Origin of the sequence: Paenibacillus sp. FSL R5-0749, from assembly GCF_038595085.1 — a bacterium.
In the GTDB taxonomy this organism is placed as follows: domain Bacteria; phylum Bacillota; class Bacilli; order Paenibacillales; family Paenibacillaceae; genus Paenibacillus.
In genome coordinates this window covers 1,788,377-1,803,799 of sequence record NZ_CP152005.1, presented here as the reverse complement: position 1 = coordinate 1,803,799, position 15,423 = coordinate 1,788,377, and the positions used below count along the sequence as shown (strand labels likewise).

Genomic DNA, 15,423 nt, shown 5'->3' with positions numbered 1-15,423 from the left:
TCGCCTCCGTTTGCTATTTTATACCATTGTAATACATTGGGACCTATGAGTCTGTACATCCTGATTATGTCGACTGATCAGCTCTGGATCTAATAAACAACTACTCTAGATGACTTAATGCATTTGCACTACTTAGTTTCCAACCATGCCTTCCCTTTTCAACGGTATGTACACTGGTGTTGCCCATGGGATAAAAGCTGGACTGATTGCTCCATTCCCGATTCTCAAGCAGATAGTACAGGATGTTAATCACTCCGCCGTGAGTAACTAACAGAACATTGGACTTGAGTGTATTCTCCTCTAGACCTCTGAAAAGATTCTCGAAGGCGGTGCTTATCCGGCTATAAAAGTCTCTTGGACTTTCTCCTCCCGGAAAAGGGGAATGCATCTCAAGGGTGTTGAAATACACTCCTGGATAACGCACTTCCGCATCTTTATGAAGCATACCTGCCAACTCTCCGTTATTCATCTCCCGCCAATCTTTCTTTAAGCTAGCCTGCATGTTTAATCTCTTCTCAATTTCTCGTGTTGTCTGTGCTGCACGAGGAAGATCACTGCTCATGATGGTATGTATGTTGTACTCCTCAGCATGAAGATGCAAATACTCTCCCAGCCTCTTGGATTGATTGATCCCCTGTTCCGTGAGTCCACGCTCACTCCATCCGCCTCGATAGCCTTCCTCATCCATCCCATGCCTTACCAGATAAATTTTCAAGCTCTCTCCTCCTTTTCAGATTCCACTAAACAGATTCCTTAACATACATACCTACTTTACGTTTACAGAACTTTTCAATAGAATCAAATAAACCCGACCTCAGATAGCTTCTATCCAAAATCGGGCATTTCCTGCAACCCATTTATCTTACAAATGTATTATGAACTCGCTCTGATTTGATAAAGTAAGGAATCCAGATCGCACAAGTAAGTACCGACTTGCCAATATCTCTTAACGAGTTTCCATCCTCAAGTTCTCTCGCCATCGGAATCTGAAGCAACAATAAATAATCAATGACACTAACGGCTAGACTGACACTATAAAACATGATCATAAGACGAGGAAAGATCGATTTTTTACTATACAAAGCAATGATGGTATATATGCTAAACACTAAAAACAGTGCGTTATATACCGTTTCAAAAATAACGACCGGTCCCCATAGCGGGTGATAATATGCAGATTGCTCCGAAGTTAGCAACTCCCAAGTCTCTGTGGTAAGCATGGGCAAACAATACAGAACCAATTGGAGCGCCAGGAAAATCAACGTAAGAAATAATCCGATCTGGACGAGAATCAGCCAACCACCTAAACCCGATACGCCTAATGGACGGTAGTCTGTCTTTTGCTCTTGAATATGTGGTTCCACTTCGTAACACTTCCTTATACATTTTAGTTTTTTAGTTTTTCTGAGATGAGTCTTCCTCGTAATCGTACTCATACAAATCAAATCTATGGGTACTTCTTTCCCCTTACTACACGTGCGTTGTATGTATTGTCACACTTCTTATAGCTATCTCCCCATCCTCCTCTTATATAGAATTTTACACAACTTCCTTATTGTACTACGTGTGTCAAGAAAGCCAAAGAAGACCTTCGCTATACTTCCGCCATGTTCAGTTTAGTACGTGTACGTCATAATGCTCTTATACAGATGCAGATGGTGACTCTGCATTTGACGTCCAAAAAGGAGGATATGGATATGTCCAATTCCAAAGTAAACCTTTTGCCTTTTGCCGATATTTCAAGTTATGTCGAAGGCTTCGATATCGTTTCCACCCAGTGGGGCGGTGATGGCCTTGTCTATGTGCTGCTGATAAATCAGATCCCTAAAAGAAAACGAGGTATGTTCGTCCAAAGTAAATTGAACCAAAGCTATACGTACAAAGTGCTTATTGTGACAGATCAGACCATCGAGGAAATTGTCATTTGGGGACAGACGTTTAATTATCATTACGTACAACCATTACATGATCATCTGCTGCTCGTTGGAGCACGCTGTACGAATTACGGAAATGAACAGGTTGATCTGAACGCCAAAGTGTGTGATTTAGACGGAAATACCATTCGCGAGTTTTTGTTGGGAGACGGAATCCAAAGTGTGCAGGTCACAGAAAAGGGAACGATCTGGACCAGTTACTTTGATGAAGGGGTATTTGGTAACTACGGTTGGAGCGATCCGATTGGATCATATGGTCTGCTGGCCTGGGATGAGCACGGGAATAAACGATATGAAAATCGTGAAGCTGACATTGCGGATTGTTACGCACTCAATGTGGTGAATGAGAAGCAGGTCTGGTTCTACTTCTATACCGATTTTGAACTCGGTTGTATCTCAGGGGGCACCCGTGAACCCAACGTTACATTCATGAATCCAAACATCTCCGGTTCCTCCGGCTTCAGTACGGATGGTTATCATTTCTTGTTCGATGCCGGGTACGGTAAACATGGGACGTTTGTACTTAAGAAACTAGAGAAGCCCGGAAGATTGGGCAAAGGTCAGAAGATTGATTTGCTAAATGGAGATGGTAAGTCCTTCAAGCAGGCAAGGCAGGATTTTCGCCAACATCGTCTGCTACTCAGTGAAGGTAACTTGTTGTATCGGGTAACGATAGAGGAGATTACTTATGCTTCTGGTTCGGATTAAAGGAACGGAGTGAAGGGGTTACTTCTTAAAAGATAATCCCTCTTCTTCCAATGCGTTTCGCAGTTTAGGTATGGCAGATGGCCCGATTCCATGCAGCTTCAGGATCTCTTTCTCCGTATACTCCGCAAGTTGCAGTAGCGTGATTATGCCTTCATTCTCCAAGGCACGTCTGGCGGGAGCGGACAGCAAGGCTAGAAATCCCTCTGTCGGTTTACGTTCAGCTTCGCACGTTGGACAGGTTGGACAATCACTTTTTTTATAATACGAATGTCCTTGTTCGCATGTTCTGAGTGTTCCTTTATCGTTTGCCATGTGGACATCTCTCCTGGATTAAGTATTCAACCAGTTCTTCATATCTGAAATCATGCTTTCGTATTGTTCTAAAGCCTCCAACGTGCAAATGACTTGTGATGTTCCTACTGACTGTTCCTCTATGTCCGTACATTCTATCCACAGTGACCGTTTAAGACTATATTCGAGCCAGTCCAACTTTCCAGCAAAACCATGATCCAGAACCACTTCCCAATTGGCTGTTATACTGCCCACTCGCTTCTTATATCCACCTATAAAAGCCAAGAATTTCCCCTTATTGATATTTCCCGAGCTATCTACTGACCAATACACAGCTGTTTCTACCAGATCATGCATCGGATTGATATAACCTGCCGATTCCCAATCGATAACAATAGGTATGCCTTGTCTCCACATCACATTCTTCGGCTCCAGATCTCTGTGACTAATTACCTTATTGGATGCTAGCATTGAAGATGACTTCTTAGCCTTTGTGCTCCACTCATACAGCTTATCGATATTGGAATCCAGAATATCAATCCATTCCATATTCTCTTTCTTTCCTTTGTTCAGATAAAACATCCAATCTATTGTTTTAGGATTAGTTATCTGTGAACTATCCAATTCTAGTTTTCTAAAATCCGTTTTGTGGATATCTGCAAGGATCGTACCCATCAGAGAACTGTTATTGATCGTAACTTCATCTTGTTCCAAACGTTGACCCTCAATCCAATCAAATATTAGATAGAATTGATTATCAATGCTATGCAAAGCAGCACCCTTTATCCTTTTTGCAGGTAGAGCATGGATATGTTCAGCTACCACGTTTGCTATTTTTTCTGAATCAATATAATTCTGCACAGCAGAAGGTCTTATCATGATCTGGGGATTCAATGCCTTAACTGCATAATTAGCTTGCGTCGTTTCAATGCTGTACATTCGATGAAGAAGTCCACCTGAGATTGGTTTGGGCGAACTGATCAATTCACCAAGCTGTAATTCGCTACACAGTTTATTGAAATTCAAATTATATTGAGTATCGTTCATATGTCATCCCCTCATTTTGACTATTTGTCTGAAGCAAAGCTTACAAACCGTACTCAGCAAAAATGGCTGCATATTTCTTTTCAAATATCGTCCAGAGCTTTTCGGCTCCGTATTTGGCATGTAGTTGCTGTAAATAATACTTGGCTTCTTCCGTATCGCCGGCTTGTAGCAGGAAGCGGAAAGTTTCTTCACTTAAATGTAGCGCTGTCTTCGCCATATAATAATGGACTATATCTCTGGCCCCTGTTAGCGAGTGTAGGAATGAAATACCCTCTTCCAAATGTGAAACTAGTTCTTTCGATAAAGCGTCCTGATCAACATCAGGCGTTAGGGAATAGTGGTCTGGGGCGGATGGGACTATTTCCTCGATCCGGCAAGTAAAATGCGATTTGTTCTCCAATATGGCCCCACTCAAAGCAACGGACTGCAACTCCGCAAGCTCGGTGGAATGGACACTACAGTTAATATAAAACTGCACATGCCTGCTGCTGTTATACTTTGATTTCTGGACGTTGAACTTGTATATGAGGTTGTCATCCTCTTTGTAGAAATTCAGATCTTTCTTGGAATAGCCATGTTTGGCAAATAAGGGTTTGACGTCTGTATTGATGATCTTCTTAAACAGTTCCTGCATAAGATATCACTCCCAAGTCAGAGTTTATTGATTACGATGCTATCCCTTTTTTGTTCAAAATTCATACTTGTTCTATTTTATAAAAATAAGGGCCACACATGGATTCGTGCGTATACACGTACGTCCATGTAAACGCTCGATTGAAGATATAAATATCCTGCTCCGAATCAAAATCTGCAGCAATGATCCGATTCGCATGTTCGTATAAAAGTACCCAACCACCACTTTCATACATCACATATACTTCATCTTTCAGCTCGGCATTAAAAGCATCTCGTGCTTCATCATGTGTCAGACATTTCTGTTGTTCATAACTGAACATATGCCACTTGTACTCGCTATAATGGATAGACTCTTTGACCACATCATCGATATTATGGGCGAATGCCCTGTCCCATTGCTGTACAATCCTTTCGGATTCCTCGTACAGTTCGGAGACAACAACCCCTTTATCCTGCAAATTCTTCTTAAACATATATTCCTGATGGATACGCTCAATTCCCCAATATGCGCGGTTCAGTTCCAATTCGGGTAAAGTATCCAGCAGCTCGTTAATTTTATCTCGAATCATCATTACCTCCGTATGCTATCTGAAATTAAAATACCTGGCCCTCGCCTGACTATTCAGCTTCTTCTCGCAGCATATGAGCCAGTTGGTACATCTCTGCAATATCATATCTGTTCTGCTTCTGGAATCTTCGAATTGCTTCGTCGATCTCAACAACCTCCACCGCAACGACCTGCTCTCCATCCTCTGGATTCAGCGGATCAGCTACAAGTTCAACGTCTCCATAACCGATGATTCTTACAAAATGGGGGTGCGGGATATGCGGTCGATACGGTTCCAACGCACTGGATGTGCAATAGAATTGACCAAAAATCTGATAGGATCGCATTTCTGCCCCAAGTTCCTCCATCAGTTCACGCTTCAGTCCGTCCATATACGGCTCACCTGCTTCAAGCGTCCCCCCAGGCAGCTCCCAGTCTCCATTATCCAGTTGGAAAACAACACATTGATCCCCGACAAATGGAATGATGCTTATATTGCTCACCAGCGTTTCATCCACGATCTCATCCAATCTGAACTTTGCCTCAATAATGCCCCAATGAATCGACGTCGTCAGTGCCGGGAATTGTTCTGCATTCAAGCTGCTCATCCGCACCGTTCCTCTCTATGTAAAATAAAATCTCTCATTTATATACTTCTCCCAATTATAGATGAAAATGAAGAAAGAAGGCCACCTTCCCCTTGAGGGAATACATGACCTTCTCGTCCTTACCACATCAGATCGTTCCGTTTCTGACAAACTTACCTAATGTCTAATGCTGTACCAGCTTTCCCTTTTCCAAAAAAAGAACCCGGCTACAGAGCGGCAAAATCCGCTCATCATGCGTAACCATCACTGCACTCTTGCCCTGCTCCTTTACAAGCCGTGCAATCATGCCTACGATATCCAGCCCACGCTCCGCATCCAGGCTAGCTGTCGGTTCGTCCGCAAGCAGGACAGCCGGATCGTTCATCAACGCCCGTGCAATAGCGACCCGCTGACGTTCCCCGCCAGACAGCTTCTCCGTATATGCCTTCCGCCGATGAGTCAAGCCTACCGTATCCAGCAGCGCATCCACTCGTTTCTCCGCTTTGTTTTTATCCATTCCGGCGAGCTTCGCGACGACCATGAGTTGTTCTTCTACTTTCAGATAAGGAATGAGATTGGCACTTTGGAAAATAAAACCAAGCTGTTGAAGCCGTACATCAGATATGTCTTGTTTACTTTTGCCCATAATAGAAGACCCGTCCAGCAGAACCTGTCCTTCCGTTGGTTCAAGAAGTGCGCCAGCAATGGACAGGAATGTACTTTTGCCAGAGCCGGAAGGCCCCATCACAGCCACTAGTTCCCCTTCGGCCACCTCAAGGTCGAGCTTATCCAGAATCGTGCGTTTGCTGCCACCATCTTCAAAGGTCTGGGTAATTCCCTGTAACACCAATCGGTTTCTCATGCTGCTGTCCTCCCAATCGCATCAAGCGCATCAATTTTGGTAACCTTCCACACTGAAAATAATGAACCCGCCATAGACATTAAAATGAACAACACACAGGTCAGTGCGAGGGTGGATAAACCTAATTGAAACGGCATTGATGCTGGCAAGATGGACTCAAACAGTCGAACCAACAGTACGCTAATGACCAGACTACCAACCGATAGAATGAATACTTGTAACGAAACACTACCCGCCAGATATCCATTCCGCGTTCCAATCGCTTTCAATATGCCGAACTGACTCGTTTTCTGAATGGTGATGACATAGAAGAATACCGCAAGCACAAACGCTGAGATGACATATAGAAAAGCAATCATCATGAGCAACGATCCCTGCTCTTCCTTATATCCAGGAATGGCCGATACGGCATCCGACTTTGTGATGACTTCCGTATTAGGCATTGCAGCACTCAGTCCGTCTACCTGCTCACCCGCGTCCTTTACCGCAATGGCATTGTATATCGGCGAAATGGCATTGGTGTCGGCCGAACCTTGTGTAGTTCGTGAACCTCCTTGAAGTGTAAGCCATTCTTCTTCATTCAGGAACACGACCGGCGAGTGACTGAAAGACTCATTTTGTACAAATCCGCCGACGGTCCACTCCATTCCCGAAGCCTGATCGACGAGAACTGTGCCAATCGTTACGCCAGATTCAGACAACTTATGATCTACCACAACCTGCCCTTTTGTCTGATCCGTAATCGGAGTTCCTTCGGTAACCGTTGGAGCAAGCCAGCCTTCCGGGTTCACCATGAACAGCGTGACATCGATCTTCTTCGTGTCGTCCATTGGACTGACGGTTGTCATTTTCACACCGAGCGGCTCAGCGTTCTCTTGCCCCACCACGGAGCGAGCTTGATCGAGCTGATCCTGATCTACTTGTGAACGGGTAAACCGATGATTCGAATCCTGTTCCAGCACAAAGTGGGTTGCTGCCATATTTTTGACCGAAGCTGCGTTATCATACGCCAGCCCCTGTGCAAGACCTGTAACAAACAGTACCAGAAATGAAACCAGCACCATGATTGTAGCAATTAAGGCATACCGCCCTTTGGCATACCTCATTTCCCGAATAGCCAAGTACATGTTGTGTGACCTCCCTCTTGATAACCCAAGTATAGGAGGCGAAAATGAACGGAAAATGAATAACAGATTACATCTGCGGAAGGGTCACGGTAAAGACTGTACCTGCTGGAGAACTGGAAACCTCAATTGTACCGTCATGAGTTCGGATAATTTTCTGCACAATGGCAAGTCCAAGCCCGGTTCGTCCGGAAGAACGTTCCCGCGCACGGTCCACCCGATAGAATCGATCGAACAGGAAAGGCAGATGCTCCGCAGCAATTCCGTCTCCTGTATCCCGAATCTGAATCACACACTGGTTATCTGTCTGCTCAGCATGAATCTCAATGCTTCTTCCCTGTGGCAGATGATTCACTGCATTACCGAGAAGATTCATCCAAACTTGCATGAGCAGCACTTCATTGCCAATCAGCTGGATGGATTCGGGCACCGAAATCCGAAGCAACAGTTCTTTTTCTTCCAGTTGCCATTGCAGCACCTGAACCGCTTGCCGGAATTGATCCCGCAGAGAGAACTCCACTTTGGTCAGATCTTCGTTGCCTTGTTCAAGAGAGGACAGGAGAAGTAGCTGCTTGCTCAGCAAGGAGAGATGACGGCTCTCCTCCTCAATGATCGACGCATAGTGCTCCCGTTCCTGTTCAGGCAGATCCCGATCTGCCACCAATTGGGCAAACCCCTGTATCGAGGTCAGCGGCGATTGAATTTCATGGGATACGTTGGATACAAACTGCTGCCGCGCCTGATCCACTCTCTCCAATTCACGACTCATGGTCATGAAATGCTGAGCCAGTTGACCAATCTCATCACGCCGTGCAGTAGGCAATTTCAGATTATACTTTCCTTGTGCAATCCGCTTGGTCGCCTCGGACAGACGTTCAATCGGATTGACCAGATAACGGGTACTGATCAGAAAGATCAAAATACTAATGCCTATGGTAAATGCGCCAATCAGTGCAAAAAAGATTCGCAGCTCACCGAACTGCAGAATTACATCCGGACGCATAAAGAGAGCGTAATTCGCATTGCCTAGCTGTAGATGAACACCCACGGTGTTGCTTAATTGATTATCGAAGAAACCGGTAATGAACGGTTTGCTTGGAAACTGGGCGACGCCATGGTACACATCACCATTCAGCACCAGATCTACAGCTCGCTTGTCCAGGTCCTTCTCACGGAATTCGCGGCCGTAGAATTGGTCGTTGCCTTTTCCATCCGTTACATAGATTTCGTATCCAAGATCTGCGGCATTGTTCAAATACTGCTCCATTGTGTCCGGTTGCTGCTCCACAAATTGCTTCATTTGCGTCGCGATGCCCACCAGCTTCTCATCATTGAAGTCCTTGAGCTTCGCATGATAGTAGATGTTGGACAACAGAAAACCCAGTATGCCGCTGACCACAATTACCGCAACCGTAATAAGGAATACCCGGACGTACAAGGTCCTCAAGGTGCTTTCACCTCCATTTTGTAACCAATGCCCCGGACCGTTTGGATGACGAAATCATCCGTATAATCAGCAAACCGATCACGCAATCGCTTAATATGTACATCAACAGTACGGTCATCCCCTTCGTAATCTGCTCCCCAGACAAGTCGAATGAGTTCATCCCGAGAGAACAAACGTCCCGGAAACTGGGCAAGCTGTGAGAGTAATTCAAATTCCTTCATTGGTAAAAAGAGAATGGATTGCCCGTCCGTAACCTCCACATTGTTCCGATCGATCACGATCCGGTTCATGCGGATGATATCGCTGGATGTGCGATGGTATCGACGAAATAACGCCTTTACCCGGTAAACCAGTTCTTCGGGTTCAAACGGCTTGGTCACATACTCATCCGTTCCTTTCAAATAACCTTCTCTCTTGTCAGATAGCTGATCTCGTGCCGTCAGCAACATAATCGGAATGTCGTAATGCTGCCGAATGTAGTCACATAATTCCAGTCCGTCCATGCCTGGCATCATGACATCGAGAATCGCCAGATCGATCGGCGTTTCTTGCATCAGTTTGACCGCTTCCAGTCCATCCTGTGCTTCATGTACCCGATAGCCTTCCTTGGTCATGACATGCCTGAGGAGTGCTCTAATATTCGCATCATCGTCTGCCAGCAGCAGATGTTTCATATCGTTGTCCGCCCTTCTATGTAGCGAGAACATCTCACTATGATCCTGCACAGATGGTAGCACAAAAGCAATCTCATTCGCCAGCACGTGTATGGAGATCCCTTGGTATGTTTACATTTCCTTAAATCTGGTTGACACTACTATGAGGCGCAACTATAATAAAACCACAACATATGAACGAACGCTCATATATTCATTTGTTAGTGAGTAACCATTGCTAAAGCTTTATTTATAGCCATACAAGAAATCATATTACATAACGGAGCCTCGCTCCAAAGGAGAGGATTTATATGTCTGGACATCAACACAGTCATAACCAGGGGCACGATCATGGACACAACCACGCTCACACCACCAATAACAAAAAAGTATTGTTGTTTTCCTTCATTATTATTACCGTCTATATGATCGTTGAAGCCTTTGGCGGATTCATTACCAACAGTCTTGCTCTCATCTCGGATGCAGGTCATATGTTGTCCGATTCCATTGCGCTCGGGATCGCTTTGCTGGCGTTTACGTTTGGTGAAAAAGCCGTGAATACCGGCAAAACGTACGGATACAGAAGATTTGAAATTCTGGCTGCCACGTTGAACGGAATTACGTTAATCGCCATTGCGCTCTACATTTTCTACGAAGCCATTGGTCGATTCATTAACCCGCCAGAAGTTGCAACCGTAGGCATGTTAATCATCAGCGTCATTGGTTTACTCGTCAATATTCTGGTGGCCTGGATCATGATGCGTGGTAGCGATACGGAGAACAACCTGAATATGCGCGGCGCCTATCTTCATGTCATCAGCGACATGCTGGGGTCGGTTGGGGCCATTGCGGCGGCACTGCTCATGATGTTCTTTGGCTGGGGCTGGGCCGATCCACTGGCAAGTGTGATTGTCGCGGCACTGGTATTGCGAAGCGGGTTCTATGTCACCAAGTCATCCTTGCATATCTTAATGGAAGGTACTCCCGCCAATGTCGATGTGAATGAACTGGTGCAGACCATCAAACAAGTGGATGGCGTCAAAGGCGTACACGATGTGCATGTCTGGTCCATCACCAGTAACCTGAATGCGCTGACTGCTCATATCGTCGTAGATGGAACGATGGATGTGTATGCATCCGAGATCCTGGTTCAGAAGATTGAACATATGCTGGAACATAAAGAGATCAAACATGTGACGCTTCAAGTGGAGTCCGAGAAACATCTGCATGACACCTCGGTACTATGTACCGTCAAAGGCGACGCACCAGATGCTCACGCCCATCATCACCATTGATATGAATAGCTGTAAATAAAAACAGGACTTATTCCCGGTAGTGGAATAGTCCTGTTTTTCATTTTCCACGTAACTTTAATGCCTTTCAGGTGTTATGTAATACACATAGCATTATCGAATTAACCGGTTTTACACCGTCATTTTCTTAATATAACGAGGAGGTTATATCTACTCATGGGAAACTTCCGTAAGTTCATTTCAGTGATCCTTGTACTGGTAACGCTTCTTCTATTTCTTAACTACCAGGAGCTAAGAGAAAACAATAGACTACAAAACATCATCATCAATGGTATATATAATTGTCAAACCGACTGCGACAGCATTACTTTGAAGGAATAGAAAGGGGTAATAATCATGACAAATAGACCATTTTTCCCGTCTCTTCTGCTCTTCCTTCTTCTCACAGCCTGCGCTTCAGAAGCTCCTGCTGAAAATCATGATACTGAAGTTATCCTAACAAATGAAGCTTTGCCCATTATTACGAATGTTGAGACTAACTTTCCCGAAAAAGAAGGTTGGATTATACTTCCTACTGATAGCACAGAGATAAATATCACAGTAGAGGCGACCAACGCGGAAACACTTCTTTTCTGGGCCGTTCCAACAGGAACAGAGACTTGGGGAGAAAGAGAACTGATCGGATACGATACCAATGAGAACGATGGTTGGAAAATAACTTGGAATATTGCAGGTAAGTCTGTGCATCACCACATGACTGTTCAAGCATTAGGGAGTGACGGTAAGACTATTACAGATAAGACAATAAATATTACGAACGAGTAAGATCGATTTAAATCATTTAATTAACGAAAATATTTTTTTGATAAAGGAACCGCCCTACCCCAATAACTATTATCTTAAGTGGGACTCCATTATTTTTGTATATAAGTTATCTCTGAAATAAATGAAGAACGATTGGAGATGAATACAAATAGAGACTTTCACTAAAGGAGAGTCTCTTTTGTATTCCATATTTGTATTTTACTGAGCAACTATTTCGCTGCGGATAACAAGTTACACCCACATGATTTACCCGTTAAGCTGTGTCATCATTTCTTTCATATAACGTGTTCCATGAACCTCATTTTGAGGACTTACCTTTTCAATGCGAGCTAAGTCATCGGGTGTCAGTTCAATTGTTACAGCGTTCGTATTTTCCTCCAAATAGTTGATTCGTTTCGTTCCCGGAATCGGCAGTGCGTTATTAGCTATTGTCCAGGCTAAAGCCAATTGTGCAGGAGTACACTCCTTCTCCATCGCGATCTCTTCGATTTTATCCACAACTTCTATATTTTTGGCAAAATTGTCTCCTTGAAACCTCGGCATATATCTGCGCAGATCATTAACATGCAAATCTTCGAATCCCCGTAGCTCACCTGAGATAAACCCTCTGCTTAATGGACTGTATGCAATATGTGTAATATTCAGTTCTCTCGCGGTCGGTAGAATCTCGTCTTCAATATCCCGGCTCCACAGGGAATATTCGCTCTGCAACGCAGAAATCGGATGAACGGCGTGTGCCCGGCGTAAAGTGGAAGCCGATGCTTCCGACAAGCCAAGGCAGCGGACTTTTCCCTCTTTAACCAAGTCGGCCATCGCACCAACGGTTTCCTCAATCGGAATCTGAGGATCTACCCTGTGTTGGTAGTACAGATCAATATAGTCGGTATCCAGCCGGCGAAGACTTGCTTCTACAGCCTTTTTCACGTAATCTGGATGACCATTCAACGTCTCATAGTTCGGGGTGTACGCAAATTTGGTAGCAATAATCGCCTGATCGCGACGACCCTTCAGCGCTTTCCCCAGTAGTTCTTCATTATGACCATTACCATACACGTCAGCTGTATCTAGCAGTGTAACGCCAATCTCCAGCGCATGATGGATGGTCTTTATTGACTTCTCATCATTGGTTTCTCCGTACATCCCTGGAGACATGCCCATTATTCCCAATCCCATCGAAGATACGACGATATCGCTATTTCCCAGCACTCTTTGCTTCATTTCTCCATCTCTCCGTCCGTTAGTATTAGTCTAGTCTTTGCCGATGCTTTCCATTTGGTCTAGCAGCTTGCTTTCTGAAGGAAGCTTTCCTGTCTCTATGTCTTCATAGATCGTCAATTTGTTATCCACCGCTGCAAGTGCCTCGGCAATTTCAAGTTGGCGGCGATGTAATTCCTCTTTATATTCGTGAAGTATCGCTTTCCGTTGTGGAATCGTTGAATCCCCCTCCAGCGCCAGACTAACCATATGTTTCAATGTAGATACCTTCATACCCGTTGCCCGGAAACAGGACATCAGTCTCATCCAATCCAAATGTTCTTCCTCGAACATCCGATTGCCATGTTGATCCCGCCTAATGAAAGGGAGCAGTCCCTCCTTCTCGTAATAACGAATTTTATGTGCAGGACAACCCAGCCGCTCGGAAGCTTCTTTTATCGAAAAAGCCATAATGCTGACTCCTCCTTTATGTTCATTTTGGGATGCATTTGGCCTTTTCTTTTACATCCTAAGGCTTCATGTTCACATTAAGGCAAGCACTAATTTCAAAAAAACAATTTAACTGATCACTTTTTTTAACAAATGGAGGACATAACACACGCTTCAGTACTGGGAAGTAACGATTAGAGGAGATTTGCCGAGAAGATCGGTGAAAGCAGAAATACGGAGAAAAAGAACCTGGAGATGCTGGGGTTGTTTCACTTACTTCAAGCGTTGGGTGCCATAGAGTGCCCGAGCTTGATCTTAATTCAATTGTTCCTTGTCGGCGGATATACACGTATGGCGCTTGCCACCTTTGCCTTAATCCGATACGATATCGTTTAGTCTGAACTAAGGCATTCCGTGATAGCTTTAGAAACTTTGCTAGATCAAATTTCCTGACATAGTCGTTTCCATTCCTGCCATGCCTTCAAATATTCAGGCAGATCATCCGGATGATGCTTGTTACTCAGCCCAATTCGGCAATATAGATGAACCAGAGCTTCCTCAATCAATCTGGATTTTTCCATATTCACTTGCTCTAATAGATCGAACGCAGCAAATAAGGTTTCGGTGTTGATATCATCTGGCGAAGAGCTAAAGGCATACAAGAAATCATAGAGGATAGGCCCAACCATTGGAGAGGGATCAATAGCGCCGATGAGTTCATTTTGATCGTATACAAAATTATGAACTCCCGTATCGCCATGCAAAAGAAACTTCTCTTCTTCCTCAAGAAACAGACGATCCACTTTAGATTGAACCACATGATAATCATCTGTCGTTAACATACTTCCGATATTCATCTTCGCTTCATGAATGCTAATCTGATTGAATTCTTTCCATGTCCTCTGCGGGAACTCCATTCTGCCCCATGATTTCGTATCTGTAGAACGCACATATGAATTGAAGAGCTCTTTCACCAGACGAGTTAACCAGTCTCTCTTCTGTCCTCTGTTGAAATGAGTTGTGCCTTCGATATAGGAGTAAATCAGATAAGTGTTGTCCTGAGCAGTCAACAAAACTTCAGGCAATAACGAAGAACTCTTATACGTCTCCAAAAACTGCTGGGCAATATGTATCTGTTCAGGTTCATCCGATTTTAATATATAGTGCTTATTCAGACTTGTACTCAACCGATAAACACGTCCAGCGGTGGTACCTGACAAACGTTGAATTTCAGTGATCACTTCGTTGATATGATGTATCTTGAATAAGTTATTGATCTCATTTACCGTTGGATTGATTAACATATAGTTCTCCTCATACAACTAGGATCTTGATTCATTTGGTAAACATGCGGCGAGGTTAGCTTCGAATTGTACAGTGGGTTATCTTTCAAAATGGGCTCGTTCTTCTTGCTTGGAGCTAAAAATATAATCCGAATACTGGTTTGCCATGGGTGGAAGCTGATCCTCGGGGAAAAACTGCAACTCCTTCATCTCTTCATTATCGGGCATGAGTTGCCCAGATTGGATCCTACATTCAAATACGATAGTCAAATATTCGACCTGATGACCATTACTGTAAGTAAAACGTTGCTCTTCACCACCATATACCCCGATAACCTTCTCAGGTTCAACAACTAGACCTGTCTCTTCCAGTGCCTCTCTCACCATCGCTTGCGCCGGTGTCTCACCAAGCTCAATGGCTCCGGCAATCAAGCCCCAGGTTGATTCGTTATGTTTACGACCGAACAGGATCTCCCCTTGTTCATTTCGGATAATTCCAGCGACACCCGGCATAAAAATAAGCTCGTTGCCGATCTTGTCCCTGAGGTTTTTGTAATAGTCTGACATGCCCATACACAGTTA

Annotated in this window: 19 protein-coding genes; 4 read left to right on the top strand and 15 right to left on the bottom strand. The window is 44.3% G+C overall.

The window, feature by feature from the left end:
- Positions 1–100 precede the first annotated feature (100 nt).
- Together MKY85_RS08020 and MKY85_RS08015 are read right to left on the bottom strand one after the other, a co-directional pair.
- A complete protein-coding gene (locus MKY85_RS08020) occupies positions 101–715 on the bottom strand; it encodes a histidine phosphatase family protein (RefSeq protein ID WP_339259818.1) in 615 nt (204 codons plus the stop codon).
- A 142-nt stretch (positions 716–857) separates the two neighbouring features.
- Positions 858–1,364, bottom strand: coding sequence for a DUF2569 domain-containing protein (locus tag MKY85_RS08015; RefSeq protein WP_179198456.1), 507 nt, complete (start codon positions 1,362–1,364; stop codon positions 858–860).
- Positions 1,365–1,697: 333 nt separating this feature from the next.
- On the opposite strand from MKY85_RS08015, the gene MKY85_RS08010 reads away from it, so the two are divergent.
- Positions 1,698–2,642, top strand: coding sequence for a hypothetical protein (locus MKY85_RS08010; protein WP_339259817.1), 945 nt, complete (start codon positions 1,698–1,700; stop codon positions 2,640–2,642).
- A gap of 18 nt (positions 2,643–2,660) precedes the next feature.
- Here the strand turns inward: MKY85_RS08010 and MKY85_RS08005 are convergent, their stop codons facing one another.
- The 9 genes from MKY85_RS08005 to MKY85_RS07965 all read right to left on the bottom strand — a co-directional run bounded on the left by MKY85_RS08005 (position 2,661) and on the right by MKY85_RS07965 (position 9,857).
- Positions 2,661–2,954, bottom strand: a complete 294-nt coding sequence (locus tag MKY85_RS08005) for an RNA polymerase alpha subunit C-terminal domain-containing protein (RefSeq protein WP_339259815.1) — start codon at positions 2,952–2,954, stop codon at positions 2,661–2,663.
- A gap of 18 nt (positions 2,955–2,972) precedes the next feature.
- The gene (locus tag MKY85_RS08000) at positions 2,973–3,980 is read right to left on the bottom strand and encodes a phosphotransferase (protein ID WP_342572303.1); all 1,008 of its coding nucleotides are present in this window, start codon (positions 3,978–3,980) and stop codon (positions 2,973–2,975) included.
- 40 nt (positions 3,981–4,020) lie between these two features.
- On the bottom strand, positions 4,021–4,614 hold the full coding sequence (locus MKY85_RS07995; RefSeq protein WP_342572302.1) for a DUF4304 domain-containing protein: 594 nt from the start codon (positions 4,612–4,614) through the stop codon (positions 4,021–4,023).
- 61 nt (positions 4,615–4,675) lie between these two features.
- Positions 4,676–5,188 carry a DUF4275 family protein gene (locus MKY85_RS07990; RefSeq protein ID WP_342572301.1) on the bottom strand — a complete coding sequence of 171 codons (513 nt, stop codon included), beginning with the start codon at positions 5,186–5,188 and terminating at the stop codon, positions 4,676–4,678.
- Between the two features lie 46 nt (positions 5,189–5,234).
- Positions 5,235–5,771 (bottom strand): NUDIX domain-containing protein, encoded by a 537-nt coding sequence (locus MKY85_RS07985; RefSeq protein ID WP_342572300.1) that lies wholly within the window; start codon positions 5,769–5,771, stop codon positions 5,235–5,237.
- 163 nt (positions 5,772–5,934) lie between these two features.
- Entirely contained in the window at positions 5,935–6,612 is a 678-nt protein-coding gene (locus tag MKY85_RS07980; RefSeq protein ID WP_342572299.1) for an ABC transporter ATP-binding protein, read from the bottom strand.
- Positions 6,609–7,739 carry an ABC transporter permease gene (locus MKY85_RS07975; RefSeq protein WP_342572298.1) on the bottom strand — a complete coding sequence of 377 codons (1,131 nt, stop codon included), beginning with the start codon at positions 7,737–7,739 and terminating at the stop codon, positions 6,609–6,611. The genes MKY85_RS07980 and MKY85_RS07975 overlap by 4 nt, the downstream gene beginning before the upstream one ends.
- 67 nt (positions 7,740–7,806) lie before the next feature.
- Positions 7,807–9,183 (bottom strand): HAMP domain-containing sensor histidine kinase, encoded by a 1,377-nt coding sequence (locus tag MKY85_RS07970; protein WP_342572297.1) that lies wholly within the window; start codon positions 9,181–9,183, stop codon positions 7,807–7,809.
- Positions 9,180–9,857: a response regulator transcription factor gene (locus MKY85_RS07965; RefSeq protein ID WP_339259797.1), complete on the bottom strand. Its 678-nt coding sequence runs from the start codon at positions 9,855–9,857 to the stop codon at positions 9,180–9,182. Before MKY85_RS07965 ends, MKY85_RS07970 begins: the two co-directional genes overlap by 4 nt.
- Before the next feature lie 290 nt (positions 9,858–10,147).
- Between MKY85_RS07965 and MKY85_RS07960 the strand changes: the two genes are divergently transcribed.
- Positions 10,148–11,131, top strand: a complete 984-nt coding sequence (locus MKY85_RS07960; protein WP_342572296.1) for a cation diffusion facilitator family transporter — start codon at positions 10,148–10,150, stop codon at positions 11,129–11,131.
- Positions 11,132–11,485: 354 nt separating this feature from the next.
- Positions 11,486–11,914, top strand: coding sequence for a hypothetical protein (locus MKY85_RS07955; RefSeq protein WP_253432325.1), 429 nt, complete (start codon positions 11,486–11,488; stop codon positions 11,912–11,914).
- Between the two features lie 246 nt (positions 11,915–12,160).
- Here the strand turns inward: MKY85_RS07955 and MKY85_RS07950 are convergent, their stop codons facing one another.
- Together MKY85_RS07950 and MKY85_RS07945 are read right to left on the bottom strand one after the other, a co-directional pair.
- Positions 12,161–13,132: an aldo/keto reductase gene (locus MKY85_RS07950; protein ID WP_342572295.1), complete on the bottom strand. Its 972-nt coding sequence runs from the start codon at positions 13,130–13,132 to the stop codon at positions 12,161–12,163.
- Between the two features lie 30 nt (positions 13,133–13,162).
- Positions 13,163–13,579 carry a MerR family transcriptional regulator gene (locus MKY85_RS07945; protein WP_342572294.1) on the bottom strand — a complete coding sequence of 139 codons (417 nt, stop codon included), beginning with the start codon at positions 13,577–13,579 and terminating at the stop codon, positions 13,163–13,165.
- 243 nt (positions 13,580–13,822) lie between these two features.
- On the opposite strand from MKY85_RS07945, the gene MKY85_RS07940 reads away from it, so the two are divergent.
- Complete coding sequence (locus tag MKY85_RS07940; RefSeq protein ID WP_339240598.1) at positions 13,823–13,954, top strand: hypothetical protein; 132 nt, start codon at positions 13,823–13,825, stop codon at positions 13,952–13,954.
- 44 nt (positions 13,955–13,998) lie between these two features.
- Here the strand turns inward: MKY85_RS07940 and MKY85_RS07935 are convergent, their stop codons facing one another.
- Both MKY85_RS07935 and MKY85_RS07930 read right to left on the bottom strand, forming a co-directional pair.
- Positions 13,999–14,862 (bottom strand): phosphotransferase, encoded by an 864-nt coding sequence (locus MKY85_RS07935; protein WP_342572293.1) that lies wholly within the window; start codon positions 14,860–14,862, stop codon positions 13,999–14,001.
- 78 nt (positions 14,863–14,940) lie between these two features.
- Complete coding sequence (locus tag MKY85_RS07930; protein WP_342572292.1) at positions 14,941–15,414, bottom strand: NUDIX domain-containing protein; 474 nt, start codon at positions 15,412–15,414, stop codon at positions 14,941–14,943.
- Positions 15,415–15,423: the final 9 nt, after the last annotated feature.

Bases quoted from the DNA above. Each gene is read 5' to 3' on its own strand.
- MKY85_RS08010 (WP_339259817.1), top strand. From the start codon at position 1,698: ATGTCCAATTCCAAAGTAAACCTTTTGCCTTTTGCCGATATTTCAAGT.
- MKY85_RS08005 (WP_339259815.1), bottom strand. From the start codon at position 2,954: ATGGCAAACGATAAAGGAACACTCAGAACATGCGAACAAGGACATTCG.
- MKY85_RS08000 (WP_342572303.1), bottom strand. From the start codon at position 3,980: ATGAACGATACTCAATATAATTTGAATTTCAATAAACTGTGTAGCGAA.
- MKY85_RS07995 (WP_342572302.1), bottom strand. From the start codon at position 4,614: ATGCAGGAACTGTTTAAGAAGATCATCAATACAGACGTCAAACCCTTA.
- MKY85_RS07990 (WP_342572301.1), bottom strand. From the start codon at position 5,188: ATGATGATTCGAGATAAAATTAACGAGCTGCTGGATACTTTACCCGAA.
- MKY85_RS07985 (WP_342572300.1), bottom strand. From the start codon at position 5,771: ATGAGCAGCTTGAATGCAGAACAATTCCCGGCACTGACGACGTCGATT.
- MKY85_RS07980 (WP_342572299.1), bottom strand. From the start codon at position 6,612: ATGAGAAACCGATTGGTGTTACAGGGAATTACCCAGACCTTTGAAGAT.
- MKY85_RS07975 (WP_342572298.1), bottom strand. From the start codon at position 7,739: ATGTACTTGGCTATTCGGGAAATGAGGTATGCCAAAGGGCGGTATGCC.
- MKY85_RS07965 (WP_339259797.1), bottom strand. From the start codon at position 9,857: ATGAAACATCTGCTGCTGGCAGACGATGATGCGAATATTAGAGCACTC.
- MKY85_RS07960 (WP_342572296.1), top strand. From the start codon at position 10,148: ATGTCTGGACATCAACACAGTCATAACCAGGGGCACGATCATGGACAC.
- MKY85_RS07955 (WP_253432325.1), top strand. From the start codon at position 11,486: ATGACAAATAGACCATTTTTCCCGTCTCTTCTGCTCTTCCTTCTTCTC.
- MKY85_RS07950 (WP_342572295.1), bottom strand. From the start codon at position 13,132: ATGAAGCAAAGAGTGCTGGGAAATAGCGATATCGTCGTATCTTCGATG.
- MKY85_RS07945 (WP_342572294.1), bottom strand. From the start codon at position 13,579: ATGGCTTTTTCGATAAAAGAAGCTTCCGAGCGGCTGGGTTGTCCTGCA.
- MKY85_RS07935 (WP_342572293.1), bottom strand. From the start codon at position 14,862: ATGTTAATCAATCCAACGGTAAATGAGATCAATAACTTATTCAAGATA.
- MKY85_RS07930 (WP_342572292.1), bottom strand. From the start codon at position 15,414: ATGGGCATGTCAGACTATTACAAAAACCTCAGGGACAAGATCGGCAAC.